This window comes from Caulobacter sp. GW821-FHT10F06 (genome assembly GCF_058809215.1).
The window spans coordinates 490,468-513,311 of record NZ_JBXASK010000002.1; the positions used below are offsets into that span (position 1 = coordinate 490,468).

Annotated in this window: 23 protein-coding genes and 1 tRNA gene; 12 read left to right on the forward strand and 12 right to left on the reverse strand. The window is 66.8% G+C overall.

Annotated elements, in window-relative coordinates; translation table 11 throughout:
• The first annotated feature begins 2 nt into the window (after positions 1-2).
• Positions 3-650, forward strand: coding sequence for a DNA-3-methyladenine glycosylase family protein (locus AC1RUS_RS05545; RefSeq protein ID WP_492913845.1), 648 nt, complete (start codon positions 3-5; stop codon positions 648-650).
• A gap of 163 nt (positions 651-813) precedes the next feature.
• A complete protein-coding gene (locus tag AC1RUS_RS05550; RefSeq protein WP_492914150.1) occupies positions 814-1,377 on the forward strand; it encodes an HNH endonuclease in 564 nt (187 codons plus the stop codon).
• A gap of 15 nt (positions 1,378-1,392) precedes the next feature.
• Here AC1RUS_RS05550 and AC1RUS_RS05555 read toward each other — a convergent pair whose 3' ends face one another.
• Positions 1,393-1,701 (reverse strand): hypothetical protein, encoded by a 309-nt coding sequence (locus tag AC1RUS_RS05555; RefSeq protein WP_492913847.1) that lies wholly within the window; start codon positions 1,699-1,701, stop codon positions 1,393-1,395.
• Between the two features lie 102 nt (positions 1,702-1,803).
• Between AC1RUS_RS05555 and AC1RUS_RS05560 the strand changes: the two genes are divergently transcribed.
• Complete coding sequence (locus AC1RUS_RS05560) at positions 1,804-2,031, forward strand: hypothetical protein (protein ID WP_492913849.1); 228 nt, start codon at positions 1,804-1,806, stop codon at positions 2,029-2,031.
• 118 nt (positions 2,032-2,149) lie between these two features.
• The gene (locus AC1RUS_RS05565; protein WP_492913850.1) at positions 2,150-2,428 is read left to right on the forward strand and encodes a hypothetical protein; all 279 of its coding nucleotides are present in this window, start codon (positions 2,150-2,152) and stop codon (positions 2,426-2,428) included.
• On the opposite strand, the gene AC1RUS_RS05570 is transcribed toward AC1RUS_RS05565, so the two are convergent.
• The 6 genes from AC1RUS_RS05570 to AC1RUS_RS05595 all read right to left on the reverse strand — a co-directional run bounded on the left by AC1RUS_RS05570 (position 2,429) and on the right by AC1RUS_RS05595 (position 9,014).
• Positions 2,429-2,944, reverse strand: coding sequence for a VanZ family protein (locus AC1RUS_RS05570; protein ID WP_492913852.1), 516 nt, complete (start codon positions 2,942-2,944; stop codon positions 2,429-2,431).
• A 95-nt stretch (positions 2,945-3,039) separates the two neighbouring features.
• Positions 3,040-4,827, reverse strand: coding sequence for a M1 family metallopeptidase (locus AC1RUS_RS05575; RefSeq protein ID WP_492913854.1), 1,788 nt, complete (start codon positions 4,825-4,827; stop codon positions 3,040-3,042).
• 71 nt (positions 4,828-4,898) lie between these two features.
• Positions 4,899-5,459, reverse strand: a complete 561-nt coding sequence (locus AC1RUS_RS05580; protein WP_492913856.1) for a demethoxyubiquinone hydroxylase family protein — start codon at positions 5,457-5,459, stop codon at positions 4,899-4,901.
• Complete coding sequence (locus AC1RUS_RS05585) at positions 5,456-6,076, reverse strand: disulfide bond formation protein B (RefSeq protein WP_492913858.1); 621 nt, start codon at positions 6,074-6,076, stop codon at positions 5,456-5,458. The genes AC1RUS_RS05580 and AC1RUS_RS05585 overlap by 4 nt, the downstream gene beginning before the upstream one ends.
• A complete protein-coding gene (locus AC1RUS_RS05590) occupies positions 6,073-6,678 on the reverse strand; it encodes a YqaA family protein (protein ID WP_492913860.1) in 606 nt (201 codons plus the stop codon). Before AC1RUS_RS05590 ends, AC1RUS_RS05585 begins: the two co-directional genes overlap by 4 nt.
• 104 nt (positions 6,679-6,782) lie before the next feature.
• The gene (locus AC1RUS_RS05595) at positions 6,783-9,014 is read right to left on the reverse strand and encodes a TonB-dependent hemoglobin/transferrin/lactoferrin family receptor (RefSeq protein ID WP_492913861.1); all 2,232 of its coding nucleotides are present in this window, start codon (positions 9,012-9,014) and stop codon (positions 6,783-6,785) included.
• A 161-nt stretch (positions 9,015-9,175) separates the two neighbouring features.
• On the opposite strand from AC1RUS_RS05595, the gene AC1RUS_RS05600 reads away from it, so the two are divergent.
• The 4 genes from AC1RUS_RS05600 (at position 9,176) to AC1RUS_RS05615 (ending at position 11,240) form a co-directional block, all read left to right on the forward strand.
• Positions 9,176-9,973 carry a DUF4198 domain-containing protein gene (locus AC1RUS_RS05600; protein ID WP_492913863.1) on the forward strand — a complete coding sequence of 266 codons (798 nt, stop codon included), beginning with the start codon at positions 9,176-9,178 and terminating at the stop codon, positions 9,971-9,973.
• A gap of 12 nt (positions 9,974-9,985) precedes the next feature.
• Entirely contained in the window at positions 9,986-10,453 is a 468-nt protein-coding gene (locus AC1RUS_RS05605; RefSeq protein ID WP_492913865.1) for an EF-hand domain-containing protein, read from the forward strand.
• Positions 10,454-10,563: 110 nt separating this feature from the next.
• Positions 10,564-10,812, forward strand: a complete 249-nt coding sequence (locus tag AC1RUS_RS05610) for a DUF3297 family protein (protein ID WP_492913867.1) — start codon at positions 10,564-10,566, stop codon at positions 10,810-10,812.
• 2 nt (positions 10,813-10,814) lie between these two features.
• Complete coding sequence (locus AC1RUS_RS05615; protein ID WP_492913869.1) at positions 10,815-11,240, forward strand: hypothetical protein; 426 nt, start codon at positions 10,815-10,817, stop codon at positions 11,238-11,240.
• A gap of 9 nt (positions 11,241-11,249) precedes the next feature.
• On the opposite strand, the gene AC1RUS_RS05620 is transcribed toward AC1RUS_RS05615, so the two are convergent.
• The gene (locus AC1RUS_RS05620) at positions 11,250-11,432 is read right to left on the reverse strand and encodes a DUF3606 domain-containing protein (RefSeq protein WP_492913871.1); all 183 of its coding nucleotides are present in this window, start codon (positions 11,430-11,432) and stop codon (positions 11,250-11,252) included.
• Between the two features lie 118 nt (positions 11,433-11,550).
• Here AC1RUS_RS05620 and AC1RUS_RS05625 point away from each other — a divergent pair, with 118 nt between their 5' ends.
• The 3 genes from AC1RUS_RS05625 to AC1RUS_RS05635 all read left to right on the forward strand — a co-directional run bounded on the left by AC1RUS_RS05625 (position 11,551) and on the right by AC1RUS_RS05635 (position 13,428).
• Entirely contained in the window at positions 11,551-11,793 is a 243-nt protein-coding gene (locus AC1RUS_RS05625; protein WP_492914152.1) for a hypothetical protein, read from the forward strand.
• A gap of 82 nt (positions 11,794-11,875) precedes the next feature.
• Entirely contained in the window at positions 11,876-12,682 is an 807-nt protein-coding gene (locus AC1RUS_RS05630; RefSeq protein ID WP_492913873.1) for a hypothetical protein, read from the forward strand.
• A 239-nt stretch (positions 12,683-12,921) separates the two neighbouring features.
• Positions 12,922-13,428, forward strand: a complete 507-nt coding sequence (locus AC1RUS_RS05635; RefSeq protein ID WP_492913875.1) for a MarR family winged helix-turn-helix transcriptional regulator — start codon at positions 12,922-12,924, stop codon at positions 13,426-13,428.
• On the opposite strand, the gene AC1RUS_RS05640 is transcribed toward AC1RUS_RS05635, so the two are convergent.
• Positions 13,415-14,419 carry a P1 family peptidase gene (locus tag AC1RUS_RS05640; RefSeq protein ID WP_492913877.1) on the reverse strand — a complete coding sequence of 335 codons (1,005 nt, stop codon included), beginning with the start codon at positions 14,417-14,419 and terminating at the stop codon, positions 13,415-13,417. The genes AC1RUS_RS05635 and AC1RUS_RS05640 overlap by 14 nt on opposite strands.
• A 103-nt stretch (positions 14,420-14,522) precedes the next feature.
• On the opposite strand from AC1RUS_RS05640, the gene AC1RUS_RS05645 reads away from it, so the two are divergent.
• Positions 14,523-14,607, forward strand: a tRNA-Leu gene (locus AC1RUS_RS05645).
• 37 nt (positions 14,608-14,644) lie between these two features.
• Here the strand turns inward: AC1RUS_RS05645 and AC1RUS_RS05650 are convergent.
• From AC1RUS_RS05650 to AC1RUS_RS05660, 3 genes are all read right to left on the reverse strand, one after another.
• Positions 14,645-14,806 carry a hypothetical protein gene (locus AC1RUS_RS05650; protein WP_492913879.1) on the reverse strand — a complete coding sequence of 54 codons (162 nt, stop codon included), beginning with the start codon at positions 14,804-14,806 and terminating at the stop codon, positions 14,645-14,647.
• 167 nt (positions 14,807-14,973) lie between these two features.
• Positions 14,974-17,004: a response regulator gene (locus AC1RUS_RS05655; RefSeq protein WP_492913881.1), complete on the reverse strand. Its 2,031-nt coding sequence runs from the start codon at positions 17,002-17,004 to the stop codon at positions 14,974-14,976.
• A complete protein-coding gene (locus AC1RUS_RS05660; protein WP_492913883.1) occupies positions 17,005-22,824 on the reverse strand; it encodes a hybrid sensor histidine kinase/response regulator in 5,820 nt (1,939 codons plus the stop codon). It abuts the gene before it with no gap.
• Positions 22,825-22,844: the final 20 nt, after the last annotated feature.

Sequence of the window (22,844 nt, forward strand, 5' to 3'; positions counted from 1 at the left end):
CCGTGACCACGGACCGTTCGCCCAGCGCCGACCAGATTCGGCACGCCCGCGCCCATCTCGCCGCGATCGATCCCGCCCTCGCGGCGATCGAAGCGGTGACGCCGGAGTTTCCATGGCGCGCGGCCCAGCCGGGTTTCGCCGGCCTGCTGAGGCTGATCGTCTATCAACAGGTGTCCTTGGCCTCGGCCGCCGCCATCTGGGCGCGGGTCGAGGCCGGGCTGGGAGAGGTGGCACCGGCCGCCGTTCTGGCGCTTGAGGATGTCGACCTGCAGGGCCTGGGCCTGTCGCGCCCCAAGGTCCGCTACGCCCGCGCCATCGCCGAGGCCCATGTCTCGGGTCTCTGCGACCTCGACGCTCTGCGCCACATGACCGACGACGAAGCCTCTGCGGCCCTGATGGCGGTCAAGGGGATCGGCCGTTGGACGGCCGAGACCTATCTGATGTTCTGCGAAGGGCGACTGGATGTCTTCCCGGGCGGCGATGTCGCCCTGCAGGAAGCCATGCGCTGGGCCGATCGCGCGCAGGTCCGACCCAACGAAAAGCAGGCCTATCTGCGCGCCGAGGCCTGGAAGCCCTATCGCGGCGTCGCGGCCCATTTGCTCTGGCGATGCTACGGCGCGGTCAAGACGGGCGAAATTCCACCATTCTGATCGCTTGTAGACAGATGTCTTGGTTCCGTCGCGGAGTTGGATCATCCTTCGAATGCGTTCGGGAATGAATGGCGATTCCCTTTGAATGCGTAGGAAGGAGGCCCGTCTTCAGTCCGATCGCGTATCCGCTTCATAGGGGCCTGTCCGGCTCCCAAGGGAGGTCCTGATGCAGGTTCTCTCCCGTCCGCCATCCGGCATGCCGGCTCTGGTGCTCAATGCCGACTTCCGGCCCCTCAGCTATTATCCGCTGTCCCTCTGGCCCTGGCAGGAGGTGATCAAGGCGGTGTTCCTGGAACGCGTCGAGGTGGTCTCCACCTATGACCACGTCGTCCACTCGCCATCGTTCGAGATGAAGCTGCCCAGCGTCGTGTCGCTGAAGCAGTATGTCCCTCAGGACCGGCCGCCGGCCTTCACCCGCTTCAACCTGTTCCTGCGCGATGGTTTCACGTGCCAGTACTGCGGCGCGCCCGATGACCTGACCTTCGATCACGTGATCCCGCGTTCGCGCGGCGGTCGCACGACGTGGGAAAACATCGTCACGGCCTGCGCGCCCTGCAATCTGCACAAGGGCGGCCGCACGCCGCGTGAGGCGGGCATGCAGCCGTTTCATACGGCGCGCCGCCCCAGCATGCATGAGTTGCAGGATCGCGGCCGCCGGTTCCCGCCGGGCCACCTCCACGCCAGCTGGCTCGACTACCTCTACTGGGACATCGAACTGGAGGCGTGAAGGCGACGTCTAGCGTCAGGTAATGCGCTTGGCGCTGGGCGGATCGCTGGCCGGGAAGCTCTCGTCGAGGCTCTCGTCGATCAGGGCTTCCTGGCGATCCTCCGCCAGCTCGACATGGTCGGCCAACTGGTCGTGCTTTTCGCCTTCCGGCGTGGGCTCGACGAACTTGGTGGCCGGCGTGTTCTCGTTCTGGAAGGCTTCCTTGACGTCGCTCTCGGTGACGCGGTTCTCCGGGTGGCCCGGCTGGCCCAGATCCTGGGCCTGGGACTCGTCGCCGAGAACGCCCGGGCTCGAGCCGTCGTGCTTCGTGTTGGCATCCATCATGGTCGTGTCCTCTCGGTGAGACACACCAACGTTTGCTGGCCAAGCCTGTTCCGGTTCGTAACAAGCCTCGCTGTTGGACGCCGTATCCTGTACGATCATCCCATGACCAATCGTCCAACCACCCTGGAACGCGCCTTCCAACTGGCGCGCTCCGGCGAGTATTCCACGATTTCCGACATCCGCCGCCAGTTGAAGCAGGAGGGCTTTTCCGACGCCCCCAGCCAGATCAGCGGCCCCAGCATGCTCAAGCAGCTGCGCAAGCTGTGCGAGGCCGCGCGTCCCGACGACGCCGAGGCGATCGAGGCCCCCGCGCTCGCGGAAGGCCTGTAGACCGGGGCTTTTCAGCGGCCGGACAGCCTTGGCGCGTGCGACGTCCAGGCCGCGCGGATGCAACCCAACGGTCTAGCCATGGGTTTCCTAGGGACAAGAAACGTCTCGGGAGACGACCATGAACCGCGGCCATCACGACGCCGAACAGCGACATTTCACCCATGGCACCAGCGCCTCGACCGCCGACATGGCGTCCGAAGCCAAGGTTCGGCCCGAGGATAAGCATTTCGACGCCCCGCACGCGCGGATCGTCGAGCCGCTGCAGGACGGCGAAAAGCACGATCAGTTGGCCGAGAAGGTCGAGTGCTCGGAAAGCCGTCAGGAAGCCCTGCTGGACGAAGGCTTGGAAGAGAGCTTCCCGGGCAGCGACCCGGTCAGCGTCAAGCGCATCACCTGATCAGGCGGCGCCGCGCGGAAAGCGGGCCGAGGCGCGGTCGGCGAAGCGCGCCGATCGCGGCAGGGCCTGGCCCGGCTCGATGACGATCTTGACCCGCTTGCGGGTCTTGCGGCGATCCATTGCGGCCAGCGCGGCCAGCGACATGTCGCCATGTTCGCGCGCCGTCTTGCGCAGCATCTCGATCTGGCTGGCCCCATAGATGGTCAGGATGCCCGCGGCGTCGGCGGCCCAGTCGGCCAAGCTGGCGCTCCGGCCCGGATCGAAGATCTGCACGACCTCGACCGCCGCGCCCAGGATCAGGGCGCTCCGGGCCAAGTCGGCGCGACGCATCCGCGGGAAAGCCAGGAACGAGATCGCCGTCAGAGCGCCGAACGCGAGGGCGTGGGCGGTCTTGTCCGACATGTCGAAGATCCGCTCCATGCCCTGGAACGGGCCCAACATCAGGATGGCGGCGACCACCGATCCGATCAGCAGGACGGCGCGGGCCCCGGTCACAACACGATTTGGCGTCAGCATGGTTCGACTCTCGACTGGAGCGTTTCCATAGCTTGGGCGTCACGCAAATCTGGTGAACGAACACGGTCAACAAGAGATGACCGGGCCTTGCGCCGTCAGGGTTTGGCGGCCTTGGCCTCCTCGGCCTTCTTCTTGGCGTCGGCCTCGGCCTTGGCGGCGTCGTCCCTGGCCTTCTTCCAGGCCTGGAACGCCTCGACATAGGGCTGGCGGCGCAGCACCTTCGAGGCTGGATCGACGATCACCGGCACGGCGTCGCCCACGGTGATCCGGCCCTCGCCCTTGGCCATGGGCAAGACGGTGACCTTGCCGCCGACCGAGACCTCGACCGGCATGGGGAACGGCTTGTTCTTGGGCGTCTTCCAGCGCAACAGCAGATCACCGCCGTCGCGGGTCTCGACCAGTTCGGGCGGCGCGGCCTCATACAGATAGACGTCGAAGAACCAGCCGTAGTCCTTGCCGGTCACGTCGTTGACGATCTTGATGAAGTCCTTGGTGCCAGCGTAGCGCGGCGCGAAGTTGCCCGGCTTGGGATCGTCGCGGCCATAGACGATCAGGCGCGTGGCCTTGAAGAACGCCTCGTCCCCGATCAGCGTCCGCAGCGTGTGCAGGACGTTGGCGGCCTTGAAGTAGATGTCGTTCCCAGGCCCGCGCTCGGGGTTGTAGACGTCGTCCTCGCGCAGCTGCTTGCCCGAGACGATCGGAGACTTGTTCTTGATATCGCCGCGCATGGTGTTCAGGCGGGCCATGTATTCCATGTCGCCGTGCAGCCACTGCGAATAGAGCGGCTGCATATAGCTGCCGAAGCCCTCGTGCAGCCACATGTCGTCGTTGTCGAGATCGGTCAGCTGGTTGCCGAACCACTCGTGGGCGAACTCGTGCTGCAGCAGCCAGTCGAAGCCGTAGGCGTCCTTCTTGTACTCGTTGCCGTAGGTGTTGATCGTCTGGTGCTCCATGCCCAGGTGCGGAGTTTCGACCACGCCCATCTTCTCGTCGCGGAACGGATAGGGGCCGATCATCTGCTCGTAGAAGTCCAGCATCGGCGTGAACTCGGCGAACAGGGCCTTGGCCTTCTCCTCGCGGCCCTTCAGGTTCCAGTACGTCATGGGGAAGCTGTCGCCGAACCGGCTGTGGTAGGTGGCCGACAACTCCTCATAGGGGCCGACGTCCAGGGCGATGGCGTAGGTGTTGGGGGTCTTGGCCCGCCAGTTGTAGGTCCGCCAACCGTCCGTCTCGGTCATGCCCAGGAAGACGCCATTGGCCGGCGCGACCAGCGGGGCGGGCACGGTGATGTGCAGGTCGACCAACTTGGGCTCGCCGGTCGGATAATCGATGCAGGGCCAGAAGAGGTCGCAGCCTTCGCCCTGCACGGCCGTGGCGATCCAGGGCTCGCCCGTCTCGGTCTTGCTCCAGACGAAGCCGCCGTCCCACGGCGCCTTCTTGGCCTCGCGCGGCTGGCCGTCATAGATGATCGACACCGTCACCGAGCGCCCCTTGGCCAGCTTGCGGGGCAGGGTGATCGAGAGGCGGCCTTCGGGGTTCGTCCAGGCCTTGGGCGGCAGCGCCTTGCCGTCGACGGCCAAGGCGCTGATGACAAAGACCCGGTCGAAGTCCAGGACCAGCCTGTCCAGAGGCGTCTTGGCCGTCAGCGTCAGGATCGCCTTGCCCTCGATGGCCTTGCGGTCTGGGACGATTTTGAAGCTGAGATCGGCGTGGTCGAAGGCCAGGGCGGCCTGCTCGGCCGGCATCGGACCGCCGGTGTCGAGGCTCAGCGCCGAGGTCTCGGGCGGCTTGGCGGGCGCGTCGGCGGCGTTCGCGACGTTGGCCAGGGCCAGCAGGGAGACAGCGCCGAAAGCGGCGGCGAGGGCGCGGTGGCGAGCGGGCAAAAGAGACTCTCCCGAGACGGTTCAGGCCGCCATCGGTAAGCGTCGCCGCCCGGCAGGCCAAGTCTCGAGCGTCAGATCTTTTCGCTGATCTTGATCGCCGCGCGACAGCCGGCCTGGATCACGGCGGTCAGCAGCGGATAGGCGACGGCTTCGTGCGCGCCTTCCTCGACGGCGGTGTCGCGGTGGCCCAGCTCGTCGTCGCGGAACTGGGTCAGCTCGGCGGCCAGTTCGGGATCGCGGTCGCGAAGCTCCTCGATCTGGCCGGCATAGTGCTTCTCGATGACGTTCTCGACCGCCTCGGTGCAGGCGTGGGCCGCCTTGTCGCCGAGTAGGGCCGTGCCCGCGCCCAGGGCGAAGGCCGCCGCGCGCCACAGGGGCGACATCAGCGTGGGACGCACGCCGCGCTCGGTTAGCAATTCGTCGAAGCGCGAAAGGTGGACCTGTTCGTGGCCCTCCATTTCCTTCAGCTGGTCGGCGATGCGCTCGCGCCCGGGGCTGGCCCGCATGACCGCCGCCTGGCCGCGATAGATGTGGACGGCAGCCAGCTCGCCGGCCTGGTCGACCCGCAGGATCTCGGCCAGGCGGGCCTTGGCGGCGCCGGCCCCGGGACGACGAGGCGCCGCGCCGCTCATCGGACGGCCTTGCGCAGGCCGGCCGTCAGCGAGGCGAGGGCGAAGCCCAGCGAGGCCAGGGCGTTCCAACCGGCCATCGACAGACCCAGGAACACCCAGGCGGCCTTGTCGCATTGCGGAACCTTGATCGAGCTCGTCCCCTTGAGCATGGCCACCAGGTCGCTCGCCGCAGCCACGCCACCGCCGGTGCAGGTGGTCGGACCCGGCCACCACTTCCATTCGACGCCGGCATGAAAGGCCGCCAGCCCCGCGCCGTAGAGGAAGATCGCGGCCAGCAACAGGTCGAAGGGACGACGGACCTTGTCAGCCCATGTCGAGCGGCGAGCGACTAAGGCGATAAGGGCAACGGTCCCGGCGACCCAATAAACTTCACGCTGCTTCAGGCACAGGTGGCAGGGCGCGAGCTTGCCGAAGGTCTCGAACGCGTGGGCCGTGGCCAGCATCGCCGCGCTGACGACGAAAGCGATGACCGGCCAACCGTCCAGCGCCCGGGCCACGAGCGATGGCGAGGCGGGCTTGACGACCGTCGTGGGCGCAGGGCCGCGAACGGGTTCGGCGACAGGCGCATCGAGCGCGGGGCCGGCGTTCGTGGCGATGGGCTCGTTCGTGTCGGTCATACGGCGCACGCGCCTCCGCTGCTTCCTCCCAGGAAATGGCTCGCCGCCAGCCCGATGACAAGAAGCAGGAACAGACCGCCGGCGAACAGGGCCAGACGACGTTCGATTACCGGCAGCAGGGTGGGGCCGAACTTCTTGACCACGAAGGCGACCAGGAAGAACCGCGCCGAGCGGGTGATGACCGAGGCGATGATGAACATCGGGAAGCTGAAGGCGGCCAGGCCCGAGGCGATGGTCACCAGCTTGTAGGGGATCGGGGTCAGGCCCTTGGCCAGGATCACCCAGACGCCGTACTTGCCGTACCAGCACTGGAATTCGGCAAGGCCCCCGGCATGGCCGGTGATCGACATCATCCAGATGCCGAAGTCCTGCAGGAAGAAGCCGATCGCATAGCCCAGGATGCCGCCCAGCACCGAGGCCAGGGTGCACAGCGCCGCGTAGCTCCAGGCGCGGTCCGGGCGGGCCAGCACCATCGGCGCCAGCATCACGTCCGGCGGAATGGGGAAGAAGGAGCTCTCGGCGAACGAGACGGCGAACAGGCTGGCGGGGGCGTGCTTCGAAGCAGCCAGACCCATGACCCAGTCGTACAGGCGACGCAGCATGCGAGCTCCACTGAAATGACGCCTGTTGCTAGCAGGGGCCGGAGCCGTTGTCCCCCGCGATGATGGACGGCGCGCCCTCCAGACCGCGCCGTCCCTTCGTCTGATTAGAACTTGACCGCCAGCGAGACGCTGTAGTTGCGGCCGGGCTGGCTGTAGCCCTCGGTGACCGTCGAGTTGGCGGCCAGCCCGCGCGCGTCGCTCCACCACCAATAGGTCTTGTCGGTCAGGTTGAAGACGCCGGCCCGCAGGGTCACGGCCTCGGTGACGTTCCACCAACCCGTGACGTCCACCACCGTGAACGACGGCGGGCTGAAGCAGTAATAGGGCGAGGTGGTCGCCACGCCGCTCGTCGAGCAGGTCAGGCCCGAACGGCCCGGCGCCTTGCGCTCTGAGTGCACGGCGCTCAACTCGCCGCCGAACAGGCCTGACGGCGCGCGGTATTCGAGGCCGCCGACGACCTTGACCGGATCGATCGAGGTCAGGGGCGTGTTGACGCCGTTGGTCCGGGAGGCGCCGCGAGCGTACGAGATCGCCGTGCGGGCCGAGAAGCCGGCGCCGAGCTCGAAGCTGGCGGCCGCTTCCGCGCCGCTGATCTTCACGCCCGACAGGTTTACGTACTGATAGACGGCCGGATTGGCGGCAGTGAAGTTTCCGCCGACCTGAACCTGCTCGATGAAGTCGTCATACTCGCCGGTGAAGCCGGTGACCTGGGCGCGGAACCGCTCGTTGCGCAGGCGGAGGCCGGCTTCGAAGGTGCGGCTGGTTTCGGGCTTGAGGTCCGGGTTCGAGATCGACTTGTAGTTCTGGGTCGGGTTGGCGAAGCCGGTGTTGACCTGCGACGGGGCGGGGGCCTTGAAGCCGGCGGCGGCGTTGGCGAACACGGTCACCAGGTCGGTGGCCTTCCAGACCACGCCCAGCTTGGGGCTGACCTTCGACTCGCTCTGGCTCGACGGCGTATTGGCCGTGAACAGGGCGTCGGCCTTGGGCTCAAGCTTGTAGTAGTCGTAGCGCACGGCCGGGAAGAAGGTGACCGGACCCACGGCGAACTCGTCCTGCACGAAGGCGCCGGCCAGAGTGTAGTCGGTGGTCGGGAAGGCCCGGGCCGGGAAGGTTTCGCCGGCGGGCGGCACGGTGCCGTCGCGCACCCCTTCCTGGCGGGTCTTCGAGGCATCGGCGCCCCAGACGATGGCGTGCTCGACGCCGCCGAGGTTCGACTGGCTGTGCAGCTCCACTGCGCCGCCGAACACTTCGTTGTCGAAAGTGGCGTCGCGGGTGCGGTCGGCGGCGGTGTTGCGGTCCTCGGCCGAGAACTGCTTGGTGTGGCTGTCTTGGTAATAGACCGTGGTGCGGGCCGAGGTGATCAGGCCTTCGCCGCCGGTGTAGCGGTGATCGAAGCTCAGGCGGTCGCGACGCACCTTGTCGAAGGCGGTCAGGCCGATCACGCTGGTCGAGGCCAGCGGCGGCTTGGCGATGGCGCTCAGCACGGTCCAGTCGGTCTGGCGGTCCAGGTGATCCAGCGTCAGGCCGAACCGGTGGCGGTCGTTCGGGCTGTAGACCAGCTTCACCAGACCCGAGTTCGACGTGTTGTCCTCGGGGTTGGCGGTGGTGCGGTCGGTGTTGGCCGCGTTGTTCGCGCCCGCCGTCTCCTGGCCCTCGCCGTCGCGACGGGTGAAGGCGACCAAGGCCTCGAAGTTTCCGGTCTTGCCCGCCGCGACCAGGCTTTCGCTCCAGCTCTCGTCGGCCGAGGCGTAGGAGGCCTTGGCGCGAACGGCGAAGGTCTTGTCCTTGGCGATCAGGTCGGACGGATCCTTGGTGATGAAGCTGACCGCGCCGGCCAGGCCGTCGCTGCCATACATCGCCGAGGCCGGACCGCGCACGATCTCGACCGACTTCAGAATGTCCAGGTCCACATAGTCGCCGCGGCCGGTCGACTGGGCGCCGAACGCGAAGCCATCAGGCACGCGCACGCCGTCGACGGCGATCAAGACGCGGTTGCCTTCCAGGCCGCGGATATTGAAGCCGGCATTGCCGTCGCGGCCCGTCGAGGCGCCGGCGGCGGTGAAGCGGGCAGGGGCGCTGCGCACCGAGACGCCGGGCTCGTAGCGGATCAAGTCCTTGATGTCCTTGACCAGCCGATCCTCGATCTCGGCCGAGGAGATGACGCTAACGGTCACCGGCGCGTCCTCGACGGCCTTTTCCGAGCGCGTGGCCGTGACGGTGATCTTGTCGATCTCGTTCTCGGCGACCGTCGCGCTGTCGGCGGCGAAGGCGGACGTCGCGGCAAGGAGAGCCGCGGTGGAGGCCGCCGCGAGGCAGACGAATTTGGTGCGAGACATAATGGAGAACCCCTCGTTTGGACTGTTAATGAGAACCAGTCGCATTTTGAGGGTGAGCTAGGCCCATCGGCTCGCGTGGTCAAGCTAAATGAGATTGATTCTTAGAGTCAGTATCAATAGACCGGCGACACTGACGCTTCGATGCGTTTCCGGAGTTGCCTATGACCAGATCTTTCCGAGCCACGCTCGTCGCCGGCGCGACCCTCGCTAGTCTGCTGCTAGGCTGCGCCGCCCAAGCTCACTCGCCCTACATGCTGCCCAGCGCCTTCGATGTGTCCGACCGAAAGCTCGTGACGGTGCAGGGCGCTTTCACTGAGAGCTTCTTCAGCCCCGAAGTAGTGATGAAGTCCGACGCCTACGCCGTGATCGGTCCGGACGGCAAGCGCACGCCGCTGACCCCGACCTATCTGCGCGAGCTCGCCCTGGTCGAAGCGCCCACCGAGGCGATCGGCACCTATCGCATCACCACTGGCCAGCGCGTCGGTCGCACGGCCAAGGCGGCGCTGATCAAGGGTGAGTGGGTGTTCTTGGAAGGCCCGAACGCGGCGCCGGTCGGTGCTCTGGTGGTCGAGATGACCAGCATGACCACCGCCGACGTCTACGTCACCAAGGGCAAGCCCAGCGCCGCCGCCGTCGCGGCGATCGGCAAGGGCCTGGAGTTCGTGGCCATCACCCACCCCAGCAGCATCTTCACCGGCCAGGACGCGACCTTCGAGGTGCTGTTCGACGGCAAGCCGGTCGCGGGCCAGGAGATCACCCTGAGCGCCGGCGACGACCGCTACGCCGACACCAAGATCGCCCCCAAGGCCCTCAAGAGCGACGCCAAGGGCCGCTTCACGGTCAAGGTCGAACGCTCGGGCGTCTACCAGATGCAGGCCCGCTACCGCGTGGCTCCCGCCGCCGAAGGGCAGGGCGGCCAGAGCCACACCTACTCGCTCACCTTCGAATCCCTGCGCTAAGGACCGCTATCCATGAAGACCCGTTCGATTTTCGTCGCCGCGATCCTGGCGATCTCGGCCTTGGCCACTGGCGCGGTGGCCGCCTCGCACGCCCGCGACACCTTCATCAAGGAACAGGATCAAAACGGCGACGGCGTCGTCACCAAGGAAGAGTTCGTCGCCACGCGCCAGATCCAGTTCGACCGTACAGATGCGGACAAGAACAGCTCGATGTCGCGCGAGGAATATGTCGGCGAGTTCAAGGCGCGCCTCGAAAAGAGGCTCGCGGCTTCGACCGAGACGCCCGAGAAGAAGGAGGAAGAGCGCGTGCGCCAGATGCGTCAGGCCGACGTGCGCTTCGGCGTGCTCGACAGCGACAAGAGCGGCGCGATCACGCCGGCCGAGTTCGCCTATACCGGCTGGGGCATGTTCATGACCCACGACAGCAACAAGGACGGCGTCGTCTCTGCCGTCGATCCGGTCAAGGAAGAGACCAACTAAGACCGCTGGAGGGAGGGACGCGACGTCGCGGCGCTTGGATTTACGGGCCGGGGTGGCTATCACCCCGTTCCAAAGGGCTTAAGGCCCAAGACATTTCGAAAGCCGATCCGATGAGCGACACCCCTCCCGACCGCCTGGCCACCAATCCCGACAGCCCCTTCTATGACGCCGAACTGCTGGAACGCGGCGTCGGCATCCGCTTCAAGGGCGTCGAGAAGACCAATGTCGACGAGTACTGCGTCAGCGAAGGCTGGGTGCGGGTGACCGCCGGCAAGACCCTCGATCGCAAGGGCAACCCGATGACGATCAAGCTGCAGGGCGAGGTCGTTCCCTACTTCCGCGACATCGCGGAATCCTGATCGTGCCCGCGCTGCGTCGCCTGATCGACCTGCCCGGCTTCGCCGACCTGGAGCACCGGGCGCTGCTGAAGCCGGCCTTCGCCGATCCCGAGGCGCGGCGCGAATATCCCGAGATCGACCAGCTGGCGCGCGACACCTTCGGCCTCACGGCCGACGAGGCCGCCGTCATTCCCGACCCCGAGGGCTGGGACGGCATCGACATCAAGTCGATGCGCGAGCAGGCCGACCAGTTCGAGCTGGAAGGCTGGGACGTCACCGACGACAGGCGCCGTCCGTTGCGCATCCTGGGCCATTTCAGCCATCCGTTGTGGCTGGCCCTGCGCGGCGTGGCCGGCAGCCTGCCGTTCCAGCCCGAGCCGGAAGAGACCGAGCACACGACCTCGTCGCTCGCCGCCGAGGCCAAGGCGTTCCAGCGCGATAAACGCTGAGGTCCGGCGCTAGCGCTTCTTGCCCAGCTCGGCGCCGATGTCCTTGATCGAGTTGCCGACCGAGCGCTGCGCCGCGATCAGTTGATCCTTGGTCACCCCCCAGCGCTTCATCCAGTATTCCACCTGGTGGCGCTCGCGCGGGTCCAGCCGGTCTTCGTCGCGAAAGTCGCGCTTGCCCTTGGGAATGCCCATGGTTCTTCTCCTGCGTTCCGCGCGGCCTATCGCGCGCGCCGGGCGTTGTCGAGGCGATGCTAAACCTCCAGCCTCCTCTGGGAAGGATGAATTGATGAGCGATCCGGATCTGGAAGCCATGGCCCATGACGAACTGTCTCGCGCCATGACCCTGAGCTGGCGCGATCTGTCCAAGGTGATCCCGTGGGGCGACACCTTCGAGGGGATCACGCCGGCGGGGCGCGACGTCGAGGTCGAGCGCAATTATCTGTGGGCCACCGAGACCGGCGGCGACATCCTGTGCGAGGTCGCCGTCTATGGCGGCCCGTCGCGCTACGACCAGGGCGCCAAGGTGCGCGGCGTGATTTCCCGCAAGGGTTAGAAACCTTCGCCGTGCAAGTGGTCGCCGGTTGCGTTAACCATAGGGCGCGCCATCATGGCGGACGCAGCCTGGGGAGGGGTCGGTGTACCAGTCAGAGTTTCCAGTCGACCAGCCCGTGCCGATCTTCGACCCGACCTTGCTGGTGGGTCTGGTGCTGGCCGCCCTGGTGATCGCGGCCATGGCTTTCGCGGCCGGCCGCCTGCTGGGCCGCAAGGACAAGAGCCAGAGCTACAAGGACGTTCCCAAGATCATCCACGACGCCATCAAGGCCAAGTGCGTGGCCGCGACCAGTGCGCCATCGGGAGAGCTGGTGTCCAAGACGCTGGAACTTGTCGAGGAAGTTCAACGTCGTATCGGCCCGGTCGTGCAGTTCGGCGGGCCCTGCGCCAAGGCCCTGAAGGGCCTGACCGAAGCGCTGAAGGGCGAACCGCCGGCCGACGAGAAGGACAAGCACGGCAAGGACGCCCACGGTCATGGTCACGGCCATGGCAAGGGCGGTCACGACGCGGGTCACAAGGCCGCCGATGATCATGGCGGCCACGGCGCGACGGCGCATGTGGGTCATGATCCGTCCTGCCATTGCGAGCGCTGCATGGCGCTGGTGCTGGAAACGGCCGCGCCGAATCTGACGATTCTGGGCCCGCGCATCGGCGGTCAGACCATAGTGGTCTCCAATCCGCCCAAGCCAGCCGAACCGGCCCACCATGAGGAGCCAGCGGAAAAGGTCTTGGATCACAAGGGCTTCTCGCAACAGGTCCGCATGGCTGTGGTCGAGTTTTCCGACTTCTGGAGCCGGGGCGACTGCCTGCTGGAGCTGGAGCGCTGCCAGTTGGCGCTGACCAAGACCGCACCTCTGCCCAAGCTGAAAATCGTCGCGTCGGACCACTGAAAGCGTCGGGCGCCGCAGGGGCGGGCGCGGGGCGCCTTCTATGCACAACCAACGGGCGAAACCCGAGGTTTCCGTGTACGATGGGGCTGGACGGTTGAGACGGTTACGCGTACCGCGCCACATCACGTAGCGTGGAACGAACCCGTCACGACCGGTTTGTTCTAGTAACGCGTAGGATTGGCGAAAAGGTCGTCCTCTAGATGGTGACCACGCCGTGGGAGGACGAAAGGAAACGGGTCATGACCGCAACGGTCTCTCCCCTGACGACTGCGCTGCCCGAAACGCCCGAGGAGGCGCTGAGTCTCGCCGATTATGTGCCCTACAAGCTGTCGACGGCGGCCGCTGCGGTCAGTCGTCTGATCGCCCGGGCCTATGAAGATCGCTTCGGCCTGACCATTCCGCAGTGGCGGCTGATGTCGGTGCTGGCCGAGGGCGGGCTTACCCAGAACGCCGCCGTGACGCGCACCGCCATGGACAAGGTCCGGGTCAGCCGCGCGGCCCAGGATCTGGTCGAGCGTCGTCTGGTCAATCGTACAACTGTGCGGGCCGATCGGCGCTCTCACCGCCTGGAGCTCACGGCCGCCGGCCGTCGGCTGTTTTCGGAGATCGCGCCTCTGGCCTTGGCCTACGAGGCTGCGCTGCTCTCCGGCTTGGCGCCCAGCGAGGTGGCGACCTTCAAGCGCCTCCTGGGCCGTCTGGAAGCGGCCGCCACCCAGCTGGCTGGCGGCGAGACTATGGTTCCCTGAAGTCTCGGGCGTGATGGACCGCGCGGGCGATTGCACGGGCGAGGCAGTCCGCGGCCGCCGATCCGATGCGCGAGATCTCGACCGGCCGGGTCGGTCCCGCGCCTAAGGCCGCTGCGCCTGACGCCAAGGCAAAGACCACGTCGCCGTCGAAGGCGGTGTGGGCCGGCCGAACGGCGCGGCCCATCCCGTCATGCGCCATCATCGCCACGCGTTTGGCCTCGGCCGTGGTGAGGTCGGCCGTCGTCGCGACCACAGCCAGGGTCGTGTTGGCCCCCGCGCGCAGCCGCCCGGCCGCGCCCAGCTTCGAGCCGTCGGGCAGGGGCTCGCTGGCCGAGACCGGGCCTGTGGGGAAGCGGCCTCCGAACTCGCCGTCGATCTCGAAGGGCCAGGCCCAGAAGGTCTCGCCGTCGGGCATGTAGACCGAGCCGACCGGGTTGGCGGCGACCAGGGCTCCGACCACCAGGCTGTCGCCCAGGTCGATCGAGGCCGAGCCCAGGCCGCCCTTGCTCAGCCCCGCCATGGCTCCGCGTCCGGCCCCGACCGCGCCCAGGGCGAAGTCCTCGCTGGCGGCGGCCACGGCGGCCATGCCCAGCGTGCGATAGGGCGGGTCCAGGCCCCAGGCCTTATCGCCGCCGTTGCTCAGATCGTGCAGCACCGCGCCGGGCACGATGGGGATGGCCGGCGTGCCCGACGTCATCCGCAGGCCGACGTCGGCGGCCGAGAGCGCGGCGACCACACCGTCGGCCGCCACCAGGCCAAACACCGATCCGCCCGACAGGCAGATGGCGTGGGCGCGGCTGAAATTGTTCTCGGGCGACAGGGTCTCGGTCTCGCGCACCCCGGGACCGCCGCCCCGGACGTCGACCGCAGCGCTCCAGCCTTCCGGGCACAGCACGACCGTCACGCCGGTGCGAACCGTCTCGTCCTGGACGCTGCCAACGGTCAGGCCCGGAATGTCGGTGATCAGGTTGCGGGGACCGGGGCGAGGCATGGCGAGAATCTCCTGTGCGCCGCGACCCTAAACCGGTCGCCTCGCCACTGGAATTCGCCGACGACGCCTGCTAGAGAGACCACCCTTCGTGAAAGCGAAGCCTGCGGGCGTGGTGAAACTGGTAGACGCGCCGGACTCAAAATCCGGTTCCGAAAGGAGTGTCGGTTCGACCCCGACCGCCCGCACCAACTCTTTCGATGATCTAGGGTTCGCCGATGAGCGCCCCTAGCGTCGAACGTGCCGTGTCCGCCGCCGTCCGAACCGCAGGGTCTGCCGCCAGAAGCGGTCCACCTTGTCGGCGAAATGGGGCAGGTAATAGTAGCAGTAGCTCCACAGCCCCACGATACACAGGCCGAGAAAGCCGGCGATGATGAGGTTCGGTGTCATGGCGGTTCTCGATGCGTCGATCTATCCTGGGTTGTGCTCGTCAAAGCACCTTATGGCAATGCTTCAGTGGTCCCGCAGGCGCTTAATCGGCGTTCTGGGCGCCGATTAAGCTTACGACACCTAAGCTCGCCGTCTTTCAGGCAGGCGGCCGCCGGGAATGAAGAGGCTTAACCGCTGGCGCGCTCCGGCCCCCGCGCGTCCAGCACCGAGCGGATCCGCGCGGCCAGCGCCGGCGGCTCGTAGGGCTTGTCGATCATCGGATATTCGTTGGCCCAGTCGGTGGCCTCGGCGCCGATATAGCCCGAGGTCAGCAGCACCTTTAGGTCAGGCTGTTCGCTCAGCGCCTTGCGCGCCAGCTCCAGACCGCTGACGCCGCCCGGCATGATCACGTCCGAGAACAGCAACTCGTAGGTTTGTGGTCCCTTGAGCCGCCGTAGGGCGCCGGCGGCGTTACGGGCGGTGGTCACGCGATAGCCGAGGCTCTTGAGCGTGTCGACCGCCAGAGCGAGCACGGCGGGGTCGTCCTCGACGACCAGGATGTGCTCGGAGCCCGCCGGTTCCGCACCGGCCGGCGAGGCTGCGACACGCTGCGTGTCGGGCTCCGGCGTGGTGGGCAGATGGATCTGGAAGATCGCGCCGCTGCCCGGCGGGCTGCGGACCGAAACATCGCCGCCGGACTGGCTGACGAAGCCATAGACCTGGGACAGGCCAAGGCCCGAGCCCTTGCCGACCTCCTTGGTGGTGAAGAACGGTTCGAAGATGCGTTCGGCGACTTCGGGCGGCATGCCCGAGCCGGTGTCGCGCACGATGATCAGGTTGCTGGGGCGGCCGGCCTCGTCATGGTCGGCACGGGTCTCGATGGTCACCGTGCCGCCGTTGGCCATGGCGTCGCGAGCGTTGACCGCCAGGTTGAGCAGAGCGCTTTCCAGCTGGGCGGGGTCGACATTGACCCACAGCGGCGTGTCGCCGATCTCGAGCTCGACGCTGACCGCGTCGCCCACCGCTTGTCGCAGCAGCGGGGAGAAGTTGCGGATCAGCTCGTTGAGGTCGACCGTCATCGGGTCCAGGCGCTGGCGTCGCGAGAAGGCCAGCAGCTGGCGGGTCAGGGCTCCGCCGCGTTCGGCCGCCTGCCGTATGGCCCGGATGTTGCGGGCCAGAGGATGATCGTCGCCGGTGCGGCGCTGGATCAGTTCGGCGTTGCCGAGGATCACGGTCAGCAGGTTGTTGAAGTCATGCGCCACGCCGCCGGTCAGCTGGCCGACGGCCTCCATCTTGCGGGCGTGGGCGAGGGCTTCTTCCAGCGCCCGCCGGTCGGTGTTGTCGAGCAGGGTGCCGAAGACCACCGGCTCCTCGTCGCCTTCCTGCGGCGCCAGCACGCCTTGGTCGATCAGGGAGCGATAGGAGCCGTCCTCGCACAGCCAGCGGAACTCGCAGGCATAGGAGCCGGTGCGCCGCGCCTCGGTCTGGGCCTTGATGACGATGTCGAGGTCGTCGGGATGCACCCGGCTGATGCCGAAATCTGCTTGGTCCAGAAAGCGCGAGGCCGGAAAACCCGTCAGCGCCAGGGCGTTCTCGCTCAACGACAGGGTGGTGTAGGGCGGGGCGGCCAGGCGGGAGTGGAAGACGATCGGCAAGGTGCGCAGGATCGCCTGCTGCCGTTCCTGGCTGGAGCGCAGGGATCGCTCGGCCACCAGCTTTTCGGCATGGATGCGGGCGTTCTCCTCCAGCAGCACGCGTCGGCTCTCGGACTGGCGCGCCAGCTCCAGCGTCTTCAGGTGCAGGTCGACCAGCACCTGCACCTTGGAGCGCAGGATGAAGGGGTCGACGGGCTTGAACACCACGTCGACGGCGCCGGCCGAATAGGCCTTGAAGATGTGCAGCTCGTCGCGGAACACCGCCGTCAGGAAGACGATAGGAACGTCGCGTGTGCGCCGCCTTTGGCGGATCAACGCGGCGGTCTCGTAACCGTCCATGCCGGGCATGTGCAGGTCCAGCAGGATCACCGCGTAGTCGTCGGTGAGCAGGCAGCGCAGGGCTTCCTCGCCCGATCGGGCCACGACCAGTTCCTGGCCCAGGGTCTCCAGCGCCTGGGTGGCGGCGAAGGCGTTCCGCTCATCGTCGTCGACGATCAGGATCCGCGTCCTAGGTCGGTCCTCGGGCGGCGGTTCGGGCGGGAACTGAACAGCGGGGGTGCTCATCTAGTGGACCAGGGTGTTCAGCGGCAGGATGTTATCGCTGGCGGCCTGCCGGGCGTCGGCGCGTTGCACCGAGACCCGCAGCACCGAGATCAGCTGGTCCAGGTCGACGGGCTTGGAGACGTAGTCGGACGCTCCGGCCTGGATGCACTTCTGGCGGTCGCCCTTCATGGCCTTGGCGGTGACCGCCACGACCGGCAGGTCGGCGAACCGGCCGCGCGAGCGGATCTCGCGGATGGTCTCGTAGCCGTCCATGTCGGGCATCATGATGTCGACCAGCACCATGTCGACCGACGGCATGCTGTCCAGCAGCTCCAGCCCCGCGCGGCCGCTCTCGGCGTAGCGCAGCTCGATGCCGTATTCCTCCAGGGCGCTGGCCAGGGAGAAGATGTTGCGGATGTCGTCGTCGATGACCACGGCGGTCCGCCCGGTGAGCACCACGTCGGCGTGTCGGCTCTGGACGATCATGGCCCGGGCGGAATCCGACAGCTTCTCGACCTGTTCGTGCAGCAGCAGGGCGGTATGGTCGACCAACTGGGCCGGCGTGCGGGCCAGGCGGACCAGGCCGCCGAACACCGCCAGCCTGAGGCGGCGATCATCCTCTGGCTCCAGTTCCTGAGGCGCGTAGATCACCGTCACGCCTGACGCGGCCCCCCGCTGCTTGAGGGTGTCGAGCGCCGGGCCGACCGGCCCCCCGCCCACGGTGATGACCAGGCAACCCAGCTCGCCGGTGAAGGCCTCCTCCGGCAGGACATCGAGATCGGCCTCGACCCGGATGGCGCCGAAGGCGTCGCGCAGGATTTCCTCGGCCCCGTCCTGGGCGCCGACGAGGATCGCGGTGCGATCGTCGTGGCTGGCCAGGCGCTTGACCTTGTCCAAGGTGGAGACGACGGACTCCTGCTCCACCGGTTTGCTGGTGAAGCCGAAGGCGCCCATCTTCAGGCCCAGGCCCCCGCGGTCGTCGGCGGAGATCACCTGCACCGGGATGTGGCGGGTGTCGGCCGTGCGCTTGAGCAGGTCCAACAAGGCCAGGCCGTCCATGTCGGGAAGGCCGACATCCAGCATGATGGCCTCGGGCGAGAAGCGGCGAGCCAGGGACGGCACAGTCGAGCCCTCGCCCGTGACCACGCCCTTGAAACCGTTGTCGCGGATCAGCGACAGCAGGATCGCCGCAAAGCGCGGGTCGTCCTCGACGATCAGCACGACGGGATCGCCAGGCGTGATCTGCTCGCGGTCGTCGACCACGGTCTCCAGCGGCTCGTACGACGGCGCGTCGGCGGTCGAGAACCGGAACGTGGCGGGCGGCGCCGGGCGGGAAGGGGCCACCGGCTGGGCCGCTGGGCTGAAGTTCAAGGGCAGATAGAGCGTGAAGGTGCTGCCCACGCCAGGCGTCGAGACGACCTTCAGCTCGCCGCCCAACAGGCGCGTGATCTCGCGGCTGATCGACAGACCAAGACCCGTGCCGCCGTACTTGCGGCTGGTGGTGCCGTCGGCCTGCTGGAAGGCCTCGAAGATGATCCGCTGCTTGTCCTCGGGGATGCCGATGCCGGTGTCCTCGACCGAGAAGGCCAGAACCTGGCCGGCCTTGTTGAGGTGGTCATTGCCCGACGCCCAGCCGGATTCGGCGCGCATCACCGACAGGCGGACCGAGCCGGCCTGGGTGAACTTGAAGGCGTTGGACAGCAGGTTCTTGATCACCTGCTGCAGGCGCTTGTCGTCGGTGTACATCGACTTGGGCAGGGCCGGGTCGATGTCGATGCCGAAGTCCAGGCGCTTGTCCTGCGCCAGCTGGGCGAAGGTGCGCTGGGTCTGGTCGCGCAGGCTGGTGAACGACATTTCGCCGATGTCGAGGGTGGTGGTGCCGGACTCGATCTTGGACAGGTCCAGGATGTCGTTGATTAGACCCAGCAGGTCGGCGCCGGCGCTGTGGATGTTCTTGGAGAACTCCACCTGCTTCTCGCTCAGATTGCCCTGAGCGTTCTCGCTGAGCATCTTGGACAGGATCAACAGGCTGTTGAGCGGCGTGCGCAGTTCGTGGCTCATATTGGCCAGGAACTCGGACTTGTACTTGGAGGTCAGGGCCAGCTGCTCGGCCTTTTCCTCCAGCGCGGCCTTGGCCTGTTCGACCTCGGTGTTCTTGGCTTCCACCTGCTTGTTCTGGGCCGACAGCAGCATGGCCTTGTCTTCGAGCTCGGCGTTGGTCTGCTGTAGTTCGTCCTGCTTGGAGCGCAGCAGCTCCTCGGATTGACGCAAGCTGGCGGCCTGTTGTTCGAGGCGGTCGTTGGTCTTCTTCAGCTCTTCCTGCTGCGCCTGCAGTTCGGAGGTCAGTAGCTGGGACTGCTCCAGCAGGCCTTCGGTCCGCATGTTGGCGGCGATGGTCGAAAGCACGATGCCGATGGATTCCATCAGCTGGTCGAGGAAGGCCTGCTGGGTCTCGTTGAAGGTTCCGAAGCTGGCCAGCTCGATCACAGCCTTCAGCTCGCCTTCGAACAGGGCCGGCAGGACGATGATGTTGCGCGGCGCGCTTTCGCCCAGGCCCGAGCTGATCTTGACGTAGTCCTTGGGCACGTTGGTCAGGAGGATGCGCTCCTTCTCCGCCGCGCACTGGCCGATCAGGCCCTCACGCAGGCGCAGCCTGGCCGAAGGCGGCTTGCGCTCGTTGGCGGCATAGGCGGCCGCCAGGCTCAGCATCGGATTGCCGGCGTCGTCGGTGTCGGAGACGTAGAAGACGCCGTGCTGGGCGTTGATCAGCGGAGCCAGCTCCGACAGCACCAGGTTCGACACCGTCGACAGGTCGCGTTCGCCCTGCAGCATGCGGCTGAACCGGGCCAGGTTCGTCTTCAGCCAGTCCTGCTCGGTGTTCTTGAGGGTCTGATCCTTCAGATTGCGGATCATCTCGTTGATGTTGTCCTTCAGCGCCGCGACTTCGCCGGAGGCTTCCACGGTGATCGACCGCGTCAGGTCGCCCTTGGTCACGGCGGTGGACACCTCGGCGATGGCGCGGACCTGGGTGGTCAGGTTGGCGGCCAGTTCGTTGACGTTGTCGGTCAGGTCGCGCCAGAGGCCGGCGGCGCCGGGCACCCGCGCCTGGCCGCCCAGCTTGCCTTCCGACCCCACTTCGCGGGCCACGTTGGTCACCTGGTCGGCGAAGGTGGCCAGGGTCTCGATCATGCCGTTGATGGTGTCGGCCAGCGAAGCGATCTCGCCCTTGGCGTCCAGGGTCAGTTTGCGCTTGAGGTTGCCCTGCGCGACCGAAGTCACGACGTCGGCGATGTTCCGCACCTGGCCGGTCAGGTTGGCGGCCATCATGTTGACGTTGTCGGTGAGGTCCTTCCAGGTGCCGGCCACGCCGGGCACCTGGGCCTGGCCGCCCAGCTTGCCCTCGGTGCCGACTTCACGCGCCACACGGGTCACTTCAGAGGCGAAGCCGTTCAGTTGGTCGACCATGACGTTGATGGTCGACTTCAGCTCCAGGATCTCGCCCTTCACGTCGACGGTGATCTTCTTGGACAGATCGCCCTTGGCGACGGCGGTGGTGACGTCGGCGATGTTGCGGACCTGGCCGGTCAGGTTGGCGGCCATGAAGTTGACGTTGTCGGTGAGGTCCTTCCAGGTGCCGGCGACGCCCTTGACCTGGGCCTGGCCGCCCAGCTTGCCCTCGGTGCCGACTTCCCGCGCCACGCGGGTCACCTCCGACGAGAACGAGTTCAGCTGGTCCACCATGACGTTGATGGTGTTCTTCAGCTCGAGGATCTCGCCCTTCACGTCGACGGTGATCTTCTTGGACAGATCGCCCATGGCGACGGCGGTGGTGACCTCGGCGATGTTCCGGACCTGGCCGGTCAGGTTGCCGGCCATGAAGTTGACGTTGTCGGTCAGCTCCTTCCAGGTGCCTGCGACGCCCTTGACCTGGGCCTGACCGCCCAGCTTGCCCTCGGTGCCGACTTCGCGCGCCACGCGGGTCACTTCCGAGGCGAAACCGTTCAGCTGGTCGACCATGACGTTGATGGTGTTCTTCAGCTCGAGGATTTCGCCGCGCACGTCGACGGTGATCTTCTTGGAGAGGTCGCCGTTGGCGACGGCGGTGGTGACCTCGGCGATGTTGCGGACCTGGCCGGTCAGGTTGGCGGCCATGAAGTTGACGTTGTCGGTGAGGTCCTTCCAGGTGCCGGCCACGCCCTTGACCTGGGCCTGGCCGCCAAGTTTGCCCTCGGTGCCGACTTCCCGCGCCACGCGGGTCACTTCCGACGAGAATGAGTTCAGCTGATCGACCATCGTGTTGATGGTGTTCTTCAGCTCCAGGATTTCGCCGCGCACATCGACGGTGATCTTCTTGGACAGATCGCCCATGGCGACGGCGGTGGTCACCTCGGCGATGTTGCGGACCTGACCGGTCAGGTTGCCGGCCATCAGGTTGACGTTGTCGGTCAGCTCCTTCCAGGTGCCGCCGACGCCGGTGACATTGGCCTGGCCGCCCAGCTTGCCTTCCGTACCCACTTCGCGAGCCACGCGGGTCACTTCCGAGGCGAAGGCGTTCAGCTGATCGACCATGACGTTGATGGTCGACTTCAGCTCCAGGATCTCGCCCTTCACGTCGACGGTGATCTTCTTGGACAGATCGCCCATGGCGACGGCGGTGGTGACCTCGGCGATGTTGCGGACCTGGCCGGTCAGGTTGGCGGCCATCAGGTTGACGTTGTCGGTGAGGTCCTTCCAGGTGCCGCCGACGCCTTCCACGCGCGCCTGACCGCCCAGCTTGCCTTCGGTGCCGACTTCCCGCGCCACGCGGGTCACTTCCGAGGCGAAGGCGTTGAGCTGGTCCACCATGACGTTGATGGTGTCCTTCAGCTCGAGGATTTCGCCGCGCACGTCGACGGTGATCTTCTTGGACAGGTCGCCCCGCGCCACGGCGGTGGTGACCTCGGCGATGTTGCGGACCTGGCCGGTCAGGTTGCCGGCCATCAGGTTGACGTTGTCGGTCAGCTCCTTCCAGGTGCCGGCCACGCCCTTGACGTTGGCCTGACCGCCCAGCTTGCCTTCGGTGCCGACTTCACGGGCCACGCGGGTGACTTCGGAGGCGAAGGAGTTCAGCTGATCCACCATGGTGTTGATGGTGTTCTTCAGCTCCAGCACCTCGCCCTTTACGTCGACGGTGATCTTGCGGCTCAAGTCCCCGTTGGCGACGGCGGTGGTCACTTCGGCGATGTTGCGGACTTGGCCGGTCAGGTTGGCGGCCATCAGGTTGACGTTATCGGTGAGGTCCTTCCAGGCGCCGGCCACGCCGGTGACCCTAGCCTGACCGCCCAGCTTGCCCTCGGTGCCGACTTCCCGCGCCACGCGGGTGACTTCCGACACGAACGAGCCCAGCTGGCCCACCATGGTGTTGACGACCCGGCCGATGCGCAGGAACTCGCCGCGCAGGGGGCGGTCCTCGTTCTCCAGGTCCATGGTCTGGCTAAGATCGCCCTTGGCCACGGCGCCGATCACGCGGGCCATTTCGGCGGTCGGGTGGACCATGTCGGTGATCAGGGTGTTGACCGCCTCGACGCTGGCCGCCCACGAGCCCATGGCGCCAGGCAGGCGCGCGCGCTGGGTGATCTTGCCCTGCTTGCCAACGACATCGCCGAGGCGTTCGAACTCTTTCGAGATTCGATCGTTCAGATCCACGGCGTCGTTGAACGCTTCGGCAAGTTCGCCATCCAGGCCGCTGAGGTCGGTCGGGAGCCGGACGGAGAAGTCGCCGCGTCGGAAGGCGCGGAGCGCTGCGAGAAGCTGGTGGTTGTTGAGGCCCCGGGTCTCGGGTTGAAGCTCTGCCGTCAGCATTAAACGCTCCCATCGCCGGA